The organism is Labrenzia sp. OB1, assembly GCF_001624695.1.
Lineage (GTDB): Bacteria > Pseudomonadota > Alphaproteobacteria > Rhizobiales > Stappiaceae > Roseibium.
The window spans coordinates 1-10,164 of sequence record NZ_JSEP01000046.1; the positions used below are offsets into that span (position 1 = coordinate 1).

The window sequence follows — 10,164 nt, forward strand, 5'->3', positions numbered from 1 at the left end:
ACGTATCGCACTGGACAACGGAACGATTTTGACCCCGAAACTTGGTCTTTCCGGCGTTTGGAACTTTGATGTCGGGCGTGGCGCGGCAAGCCAGGCCGGCTTAATCGGCGATGATGACCTGAGAGCAAGGGCTGATATGGGCTTCACTGCAATGAACCCGGTTTCCGGCATTCATGTCTCGATTTCAGGACACTATGATGGCATAGGCATTCCTGAATACAATACCTGGGGCGGAAAGCTTCGGTTAACTCTGCCAATCAAATGATATGGGAATGAGCCCTTCTTCTGCAGATGCCAGTTGAAGCGGTCCCGGAAATCCGGACAGGTTGCTAATGTATCCCATTGATTTGAAGGGATACGAGAATGGCGAAACGCCGGAATTTTCCGGCTGCCACGCTTGCGCACCGTCAGACGCTCTTCCCGGTAAATCCGGTAGACCTTCTTCCAGTTGGCCGCGATGCCTTCGCTCTTCAGCAGAATGTGCAGCCGGCGATAGCCAAAGCGCCTGCGCTCCAAGGCCAGTTCTCCGAGCCTCTCGCGTAGGTCAGCGTCATCGGGTCTCGTAGACCGATACCGATAAACACGCGGATCAATGCCGACCATCCGGCACCGCTTTCCCTGGCTACGCCATGTCTTCGCCGCCGGCGGCTACGCAGGCGATAAGCTCCGTTCCGCATTGACCGGCTGCGGCACGTGGACCATCGAGAACATCAAGCGTTCAGATGCTGCCAAAGGTTTCCATGTCCTACCCCGCCGATGGGTGGTGAAACGCGCGTTCGGATGGTTCGGACAATGCCGCAAGCTGGCAAAGGACCGGGAGAAATCCGTCGAAAGCGCCACCGCATGGGTCACTATCGCCAGCATCAGGGTCATGACACGCAGGCTCGCAACCTATTGTGTCATCTCATGAACTTTTGAATCGGCCTTTTAGGCTCAGGAGAGTGGTTGCAGGAAATACGCTCCGTATAAATCACCAGACCTGTCTCATTCGACACACCATCAGTTTGGGGTTCAGAATAGAACAAGAAAACTGACCAGCGTTAGGAGTTGAAAATGACAGGTATCGCAAGTGCAGGAAATAACCCGCCGAACAAACAGAGCGCACTGCAGTCACCGGTAAATAATTCGAGAGATGATTACAGGAATTCATACGAGATTTCATCGAGTTCTTCCCGGAGGAAGGCGCCTGCAGTGGTCGGCGATTCATCAAAAATCCCAAGCTTTTTTGACAAAATTTCAAGCAATTACAAAAACTATAAACTAGGCCGCAAGAAAGCATACCTGCAGAAGTCCCAAGACTACGCATCCACAAAGGTCGAGACCGGTTTGAATACCGAAATCAAGAAGGAATTGAAAGCCGGACAGCTTGCAAAAGCCAAACAGTTTGCCCTGGTTCATCAGGGCCTTAAACGATTGCACACGGCAGAAAAAAAGCTGCCCGATCAGGGTGCGATCGGAACGTTTACCAAAGCGACTTACGCTACCAGTACATGTGAAGCCGTTGCTGACGGATTGGATCGCACAGGTCAATCTAACTTGTTCAAAATGTTAGAAAAAAACGGTGACAGGAGGGCACTGGATGACCTGGTGAACCTGTATTCAGATAAAAACAAGTTCTTTCATAAAATGCTCGTGAGGCTGGAAAATGCCGGTCTGATGCCGTTCAAGAGCTACATGACATCAAGAAATGAGCGCATTGACGCTATGGACAACTCCATCAAAAGCTCTTTGGAGAAGATGCATGATAGAGCTAAAAATAACTTTAAAAACGAAATGCTTCAGGGAGTGTTCGAGTTTGATAAAGACGGCTACGTGCAAAGCTCTCAGGATCTTCGTCATAGTCATAAGCACGGTGACAAAGGTAGAGATATAAATCCGAACCAACTGGCGGAAATTATCAGTAAATCTTATTTACCAGATCATCCCGGCGATGCTCATATCAAATCTAATTCAGATGATTCACGCTCCGGAATTACCGATAAGACAAAATTTGATAAGCCCGAATATTTTGAAAATCCCAAGCTAACAGAGGACAGAGCAGCAGTCAAAGTGATTATGACTGCTATTGATGGCTCCAATTGGAATGACGTTTTCACCAAAATGATGACGGTGAAGAACGAAAGGCAAGATCTGCTCACGCTTGAACCTGTCGAAGCAGGGACCGATCACTCCTTTGTTTTCAAAGAGAAGGACGATGCAAAAGTCCACAAAAAACCTGCTGAATCGAATAACACCACAAAAAATGTCAGGATCAGGGAGAATGAAAATTCCTTCACTATCACTTTAGAACGGAGCGTTGTCGCAACTGACATCAGGAGTGCCCTAGCCCCTGATTGTAAATGGGATTTTAGCGGTCTCAAGGAGAAAACAGGGGCCTTGGGGATTGAGATGAAATGTGAATTCACGATCTCAAGAGAGGCTGCTCACATGGGAAAAATCCAGCTGTTAGACAGCACTCTTTCGCATTCATTCTCAGGTCGGATTCAGAGACAAGCAGACATACCAGATCGGAATGAAAATGAAAAACTCAGCTTTGAGGAAGTGATGCAACAGGAAGCGTAAATCTCTGGACGCTAATCGATTTGAAGCATCTCTATCGAGTCTATCGAGAGCAAATTGCGAAATGCATTCTTGAAGACCTCTACACCCAACGCCGCTTTTTATCTCTTACGCAATCAGGTGATTGCGGGCGGCATTCCAGACCAAAAGGAACATCAAATGGAATTGATTGAAGCCACAATCCGGAAATTCGGTGAAACAGTCGGTGTGCCCGACCTGAAGCTTGACAGCGAAAACATCTGCTCACTCGTCGTTGACGATGAGATCGAGGTGTTCTTTCAAGTGCTGGATTTCAAATCGAATGTGATCCGGCTCAACAGCCCGGTGGCAGACTTGAGTGACGTGCAGAACTCAGTCCACGAGCTCTTGCTTGAGGCAAACTACAACGGGATCGGCACAGGTGCGGCTGCCCTTTCTATCGATCCGCATACCTCCGAAGTGCTCCTCACGCAGCCGCTGCAGGTAGACAAGCTGTCTGAAAACGAGTTCGAAGAGGCAGTAACGATGTTTGTGAAATACACCAGCTTCTGGGTGCAGGAACTTGCTGATATAGCCAAGTTGCCGTTTGGTGATCCAGCGTCCGCTCCCGCGATCGATTCTGGGCTGGAAAGGACATTTGTCTGACCTCAATAATCAAGCTCCCTATCGGATAGGCCCGGTAGGGAGCGACCGCAAGTCCCAGGACAATTGGCAAATGGCATCTGAGCTAATGGGATGAACTGCCTTCCCACCGAGATGCAGCTATTGTTGCGCGAATTGGTGGAGTAAAAGGAGCATTCTGATGGACATCACGGTTCTTGGGATTGATCTGGGCAAGTCGGTTTGTAGCCTTGCGGGGCTTGATGCCAGCGGCGCTGTAATTTTTCGCAAACGTCTCCAACGTTTCCGGCCGCTGTATGTCCGGCCATACGTGAAGGTTCACAAGCGGGCTACAGTTTTCCGAACCAAATCAGGAACACGGGCTGGCTGCGTGTTCTGATTTCATCAGGTCCATCGGCACCTTTTTGCCGATGGCACCGTGAGGTCTGTGTTCATTGCAGTCCTTGCGCCAATCCTCCAACTTTTCGGCTGCATCTGCAAGGCTCAGGAACCAGTGCGAATTCAGGCACTCCGCCCGGAACCGTCCGTTGAAGGCCTCTATGAACGCGTTGTCCATCGGTTTCCCCGGCCTTGAGAAGTCCGGCGTGACGCCCCTTCGATAGGCCCAAAGATCAAGATCCCGGGAGATGAACCCGGAGCCCCGGTCGACCCGGATCGTCTTGGGATAGCCAATCCAGGTGCAGACAGTTTCCAGCGTTCTCACCACATCCTCGCCCCGATAGCTGAAGCGCGGATCAAGCGCCGGCACATAGCGGGAATACGTGTCGATCACCGTCAGAACGCGGATCTTCCGACCGGTCGCGAGCTGGTCATGCACGAAGTCCCCTCTCAGCGAATGCAAGCATTTGCCTGCCGGGCAGCGCATCGCCCAGACATCGTTAGGCCCGACTGCTTCCTGCCGGTCTTCGCGCAGCTTTTCCTTCGCCCGGCGCTTGGGATGCTTGTTTCTCATTTGCAGGCCCAATTCGTTGTAGATCCGCCGCGTTTTCTTCCGACTGATCATCCAGCCCTCCCGGCGCAGCAAAACATGCACGCGTCGGTATCCGAGCCGGACGCGCGTCTGGCAAATCTCCTTGATCCGCTGTTCCAAAGCGGCCTGACCCCTCTCATGATTTGCTTGCAAACCACTGCCGGGCAGTGGAGCCGACGGGATCTGTAACGGCAAGTCGTCGGGTCAAACCGGATCACCGCGCACGCACGGCGAATGGACACCGATCAGTCCAACCGCATCTCGTCGACCAGGGTTCCCTTCCGGGCAGGCCTCAGAGCTTTCGTTTGACAATGTCCTGGAGCTTTTTCTTGTCGAGAGACAAGTCAGCGACGATCTTCTTGAGACGGGCGTTCTCCTGCTCCAACTCCCGGAGCCGATTCATCTCCGACGGCATCAGGCCCGCGTATTTCTTCCGCCAGTTGAAACAGGTCGCCTGACTGATCCCAGCCTCACGGCAGATCTCCGCAACACAAACACCTTCTTCGCCACGCTTGACGATGAACGCTTTCTGCGCATCCGAAAACTTCGATGCCTTCATCAATTCCGCGCCTTACCAGCCAGGAAAATCGTCGCGGAAAACTCTAACTCAAAGCGAGGGCATATTGCGGGAGCACCTCAATGAGGCTCGCTCAAAAATCGCTGGCATAAGCCAGGAGTTTTCTGCCGGAAAGTGTGTCATTTGACACAACTCACGCATGCGGTCCCCGCCACCATAAACGTCTGAGTCGGGGCAAACGCCGATGGCTATGCGTGCCTTTCGGGTAAGCGCTTTTCACGACAAGAGGCTCCAGACAGCGGAGGGCAATGGCTTGGCACCCCATGAACCAAACTGCCGGATCGGCCACAAAGGAAAAAAGGCCGTGATGGAAATCAGATCATCTCAGGGAATAAAGAAAGCAAAATTGCAATTTATTGGCAAATTTTTACTGACAATTATCGTCATCATATTTGGTTTATCGGCAAATACAAAATATGCTTCTGCAGGAATAATTTCACGTGTTTGTTACGATATGGACCCGTCGAATGGCGGAGCGCCGATAACGATTAGTAATTTTCGTTTTATTGCCCAGCCTGGCGATCGAATCAATATTAGTGGTGGAACATTTATTGAAGTAAATGATCCCGAGCTGGGCTGGATCGAACTGGGGCAGATTTCGAGTTACACCACTACATCTGCGGATTACTATATTATTCGCAGTTATTCAGATTCCAGCTACACCAATTGGGTCGCCGCTACCTTTACATGTTATCCTAACGAAGCACCCGACGTCATCATTACCGGGGTTCCTTCGGATACAGATGGGCAAGCCACCTTCACAGCGACGTTCACGTTCAGTGAAAATGTCACCGGCTTTACGACCTCTGACATCAACACAAACGGAACAGTTGGGTCAGTGTCTGGCGGGCCACGAATTTACACAGCGCAAATCACGCCGAACGAAAGTGCCGACACAACCGTTGAAGTGCGTGCCGGTGCCGCTAAAGATGCATATGGCATCGGCAACACAGCCTCAAGCACGGCTACGGCCAGGCTCGATGCCGCAGCACCCACAGTCACCATTGCCGGGGTTCCTTCGGATACAGATGGGCAAGCCACCTTCACAGCGACGTTCACGTTCAGTGAAAATGTCACCGGTTTTACGACCGCTGACATCAGCACAAACGGAACAGTTGGGTCAGTGTCTGGCGGGCCACGGATTTACACAGCGCAAATCACGCCGAACGAAAGTGCCGACACAACCGTTGAAGTGCGTGCAGGTGCCGCCCAGGATCACGTTACCAACGACAACGAAGCCTCAAGCACGGCTACGGCTTGGCTCGATGCCGCGGCACCCACAGTCACCATTACCGGGGTTCCTTCGGATACAGATGGGCAAGACACCTTCACAGCGACGTTCACGTTCAGTGAAAATGTCACCGGCTTTACGACCGCTGACATCATGACAAACGGAACAGTTGGGTCAGTGTCTGGCGGGCCACGGATTTACACAGCGCAAATCACGCCGAACGAAAGTGCCGACACAACCGTTGAAGTGCGTGCCGGTGCCGCCCAGGATCACGTTACCAACGACAACGAAGCCTCAAGCACGGCTACGGCTTGGCTCGATGCCGCGGCACCCACAGTCATCATTACCGGGGTTCCTTCGGATACAGATGGGCAAGACACCTTCACAGCGACGTTCACGTTCAGTGAAAATGTCACCGGCTTTACGACCGCTGACATCATGACAAACGGAACAGTTGGGGCAGTGTCTGGCGGGCCACGGATTTACACAGCGCAAATCACGCCGAACGAAAGTGCCGACACAACCGTTGAAGTGCGTGCCGGTGCCGCCCAGGATCACGTTGCCAACGAGAACGAAGCCTCAAGCACAGCTACGGCCAGGCTCGATACCGCGGCACCCACAGTGCGCATATTAAATGCGCCGGAACAGCATGACCGGTCTACAACATTCAACATTACGGTCGAATTTTCAGAAGAAGTAACAGGATTTGTTCAAGGCGACATAATGGTATCAAAAGCCAGCCTGTCCAATTTTGTCGCCGTAGATGGCAATACCTACACTGTTGATATAACGCCTGAAGGGCCAGAAGATATTTCAATTGATGTGGCGGCAGGCGTTGCAGTTGATCGAGTAAACAACCCAAACACTGCTGCTGCACAGATTGTAGTCAAAAGTTCGATTGTTGAGGAAACTCAGCGGGCAGTTGCTTCGTTTATGAACAACAGGGCCAACCACATACTCGGCAATCAACCAGATTTGGTTGGTTTTGTGAACGGCCAGAATCCTCGACCGCAGGGGCGTCTAGGGAACCTGAACTTCAACGGCAATGAAGGAGGGTTGACACTAGCGTTCGCAACATCGCTGTCAAAGATACGTGCTGCACAGGCACAAAGCGGAACTGATACAGTACTCGGTCCTGAAGATGACGTTGCAGTTGAATTTGAAACCGGCACTGCAGAATATGGATTGGGATCGAGAGCCGGAACCTGGGATATCTGGACTGAGGCTTATGGCTCGGCTTCGTATGCAGGCAACGCCGTGTCTTCGTTGTGGGTCGGTTATGTTGGCGCGCATTTCTTTACGTCGGAAAAAAATCTCGTTGGTATCGCGGGACAGCTGGATTGGGCAAATGAAACCAACTCAGAGCAGGGGAGTGAGGCAAGTGGCTTTGGCTGGATGATCGGGCCCTATACCGCCGGCCAGTTTGCCGGCCAGAACCTCTACTATGAAGCAAGGGTGGCTTACGGCCGGTCTGACAACTACATTTCTCCAATTGGTACATACACCGACCGGTTCAACACCGAACGCTGGTTGGTTGCCGGAAAGCTGGCTGGCCTTTATGAAGTCCAAGACGTTATCATCAGCCCGGAACTGAGAGTGACTTGGTTCAAGGAAACGCAAGAGCCCTACGAAGACAGATTTTTTAATCTTATTCCGGAACAATCCATTTCACTGGGTGAGTTGCGATTTGGACCCAGCATTCAGCGACGTATCGCACTGGACAACGGAACGATTTTGACCCCGAAACTTGGTCTTTCCGGCGTTTGGAACTTTGATGTCGGGCGTGGCGCGGCAAGCCAGGCCGGCTTAATCGGCGATGATGACCTGAGAGCAAGGGCTGATATGGGCTTCACTGCAATGAACCCGGTTTCCGGCATTCATGTCTCGATTTCAGGACACTATGATGGCATAGGCATTCCTGAATACAATACCTGGGGCGGAAAGCTTCGGTTAACTCTGCCAATCAAATGATATGGGAATGAGCCCTTCTTCTGCAGATGCCAGTGTGTCGAGACAAATTGTCCGCTGCTTCTTACCGGCATACAAGGGCTGAAGCGTTTGGTCCATGGGATGATTACCGAAGGACTTCAACGTCGAAATGAACGCCTGAAGTCCGTCAAAATCGGTGCCCTGCTCGTCGGCGAAACAAGTTCACGATACACACGCGACAAGTGAAAAAACAAACCGCGCAAGTTTATGGAAGGGATACGTTTTGCGACTGAAAGGAAACACAAGACGGCAGATTTTAAAATGGGTTTCGGCCAGTCTGCTAAGTATCCCCGTATCGAAAGCTCTTTCTTTTTCGGTGGCGAAAGCTGCTCAGGAAAATGAGCCGATCGTCCCCTTCAATTTACGTTTCAAGTCTGATGAGCGAGAACGAATATTCGTTGAAAAAGAATCTGATTTAATCCGTTTTGCTAAAAGATTGAAACTCGGAAAAACATCGTTTTCCATACAAAGTAGCGGACACTGCTTTGCCGGACTTTCTCAAAATCAGAATATCGTTGTCGATACACGTAAATTGAACAAGATTGTTTTCGATGAGAAACGGCAGAGATTGACCGTGGGCCCGGGCACAAGGATCGGAACTGTCAATGCGGTCACCTCGAACTATGGGATGGCATTGCCTGCCGGATATTGCCAGACGGTTGCGATGGGTGGTCATGTCTGTGGCGGTGGAATCGGCATCTTGAGCCGTTCTTTCGGCCTGACATGTGATCAGTTGTTGCAAGTTAAAATCATGACCGCTGACGGGAGTTTTGCTGTTGCCAACAATGAAACCAATTCCGATCTTTTCTGGGCGTTGCGCGGTGGCGGAGCCAGTAACTTCGGAATTGTTACTGAACTTGTTCTGCAAACACACAGGGTCTCCGATCTGACGGTTGTGCGTCTATCTGGTAGGCATCAACCGCATCAATTAGCGCAATGGATTTCTGCATGGCAGAAAGTGGCCTTGCGGTCTCCAAAAGAGCTTGGTTTTCAGCTTTACTGTTCAAACGTCGATGGCGAAAATATAGAGATACTAGCGCGAATTATCAGTAATGGTGCCAAAAATCTTGCAGTGGATGCAGAGAGAATGGTGTCAAAAATTGCGGGACTTAGTGTAAGTTACAGCTCCACTTACACTGGTAGTTTTCTAGAAGTCGCAGACATGCTTTGGCCACGTGACTATGTCGGATCTGATTACCTAGACATCAGGTCTGACTTTCTTGCTCACGCACTCTCGCCGACTGAATGGTATGACATTCTCATTTCCATGGTCAAGGACTGGCGAAAAAGGGTTTCTTTCAGCATGGAAGCATTAGGCGGTAACATCGACCGCATAAGCAACGAAGAGACTGCATTTGCGCACCGCACTACGGCAAAATTTATCTTGCAATATACTTCACGTCTTCGTCAGGACGAACCTAACACGGCTCGCATTCAAGCGGTGAAACGGCTCCAGTCAAGTTTTACACCTTATACAACCGGCGGCGCGTACTACAACTACCCCGAGCGAGATCGGGCGAACGGTCTAACCGCCTATTGGGGCGACAACTTACCCAGACTGACGCAGATCAAAAAGAAATATGATCCTGAGAACGCTTTCAATCACGCTCTTTCAATTCCAGTCGGTAAGTAAAAATAACTTTATCTGAAGTGGTTCTGGTCTTCCGGACAGGGGAGCGGCCGATTTAAGGTGTATCCTGTTTCGTTTTCATGCCGCCAATTTCAAGCCTCCTTCAGCCCAGTATGCCTCCCTCGGGGTTTTATGCTCAAGGGCTGAATGGGAGCGTTCGGTATTGTAAAATTTCATCCAGTACCGGATGACGCGATGTGCCTTGAAACCGTCAGTCAGGTCCTCGAGATAGACTGCCTCGGTAACCATCCCATTTTTAGTGGGTTTGAAAACCGAGCTTCAGGCCGCTGTTTTCAGTTTCATTGCGGGCGTAATACCAAACGACAAAATTCAGGACCGATGCGCCCAGTCACGCATTCCGATTGACATGATTTTCCATGGCTGATCGATGAGCGTGTTCCAGGCCCGGCAGCACAGGTCGACGATCTGGTCGTAGTCCTTGAAGACCCGGTTTGAGAGCCAGTTTTCTCGCATGTACTGCCATAGGTTTTCGACAGGATTGAGTTCGGGAGATCGGGGTGGCAAAGGCAAGAGTGTGATGTTGTCCGGGATGGCGAGCTTGTTTGACGTGTGCCATCCGGCCTGATCAAGGATGACCACGCCATGGG

At 51.1% G+C, this 10,164-nt stretch carries 5 protein-coding genes and 5 pseudogenes; 7 read left to right on the forward strand and 3 right to left on the reverse strand.

Features of this window, described 5'->3' with window-relative positions:
* Positions 1-265 (forward strand): annotated as a pseudogene (locus tag OA90_RS29180) (hypothetical protein); the annotation flags it as partial.
* Between the two features lie 116 nt (positions 266-381).
* Here OA90_RS29180 and OA90_RS28310 read toward each other — a convergent pair.
* A pseudogene (locus OA90_RS28310) lies at positions 382-624 on the reverse strand (IS3 family transposase); the annotation flags it as partial.
* Here OA90_RS28310 and OA90_RS26895 point away from each other — a divergent pair.
* The 4 genes and pseudogenes from OA90_RS26895 to OA90_RS29710 form a co-directional block, all read left to right on the forward strand.
* Positions 593-910, forward strand: a pseudogene (locus OA90_RS26895) (transposase); the annotation flags it as partial. The pseudogenes OA90_RS28310 and OA90_RS26895 sit on opposite strands and share 32 nt — an antisense overlap.
* A 143-nt stretch (positions 911-1,053) precedes the next feature.
* The gene (locus tag OA90_RS26900) at positions 1,054-2,562 is read left to right on the forward strand and encodes a hypothetical protein (protein WP_156510695.1); all 1,509 of its coding nucleotides are present in this window, start codon (positions 1,054-1,056) and stop codon (positions 2,560-2,562) included.
* 69 nt (positions 2,563-2,631) lie between these two features.
* Positions 2,632-3,183 carry a type III secretion system chaperone gene (locus OA90_RS26905; RefSeq protein ID WP_208986308.1) on the forward strand — a complete coding sequence of 184 codons (552 nt, stop codon included), beginning with the start codon at positions 2,632-2,634 and terminating at the stop codon, positions 3,181-3,183.
* Positions 3,184-3,340: 157 nt separating this feature from the next.
* A pseudogene (locus tag OA90_RS29710) lies at positions 3,341-3,442 on the forward strand (IS110 family transposase); the annotation flags it as partial.
* Between the two features lie 66 nt (positions 3,443-3,508).
* On the opposite strand, the pseudogene OA90_RS26910 reads toward OA90_RS29710, so the two are convergent.
* Positions 3,509-4,688 (reverse strand): annotated as a pseudogene (locus OA90_RS26910) (IS3 family transposase).
* Between the two features lie 202 nt (positions 4,689-4,890).
* Here OA90_RS26910 and OA90_RS26920 point away from each other — a divergent pair.
* Together OA90_RS26920 and OA90_RS26925 are read left to right on the forward strand one after the other, a co-directional pair.
* Positions 4,891-7,908, forward strand: coding sequence for an Ig-like domain-containing protein (locus OA90_RS26920; RefSeq protein WP_068420045.1), 3,018 nt, complete (start codon positions 4,891-4,893; stop codon positions 7,906-7,908).
* Between the two features lie 241 nt (positions 7,909-8,149).
* Positions 8,150-9,559: an FAD-binding oxidoreductase gene (locus OA90_RS26925; protein ID WP_199823875.1), complete on the forward strand. Its 1,410-nt coding sequence runs from the start codon at positions 8,150-8,152 to the stop codon at positions 9,557-9,559.
* A gap of 327 nt (positions 9,560-9,886) precedes the next feature.
* Here OA90_RS26925 and OA90_RS26935 read toward each other — a convergent pair.
* The coding region (locus tag OA90_RS26935) for a transposase (protein ID WP_199823654.1) at positions 9,887-10,164 on the reverse strand (278 nt) is incomplete at its 5' end.

What these genes read in the sequence shown, in the direction of transcription:
- OA90_RS26900 (WP_156510695.1), top strand. Translation starts at nt 1,054, where the DNA reads ATGACAGGTATCGCAAGTGCAGGAAATAACCCGCCGAACAAACAGAGC.
- OA90_RS26920 (WP_068420045.1), top strand. Translation starts at nt 4,891, where the DNA reads ATGGCTATGCGTGCCTTTCGGGTAAGCGCTTTTCACGACAAGAGGCTC.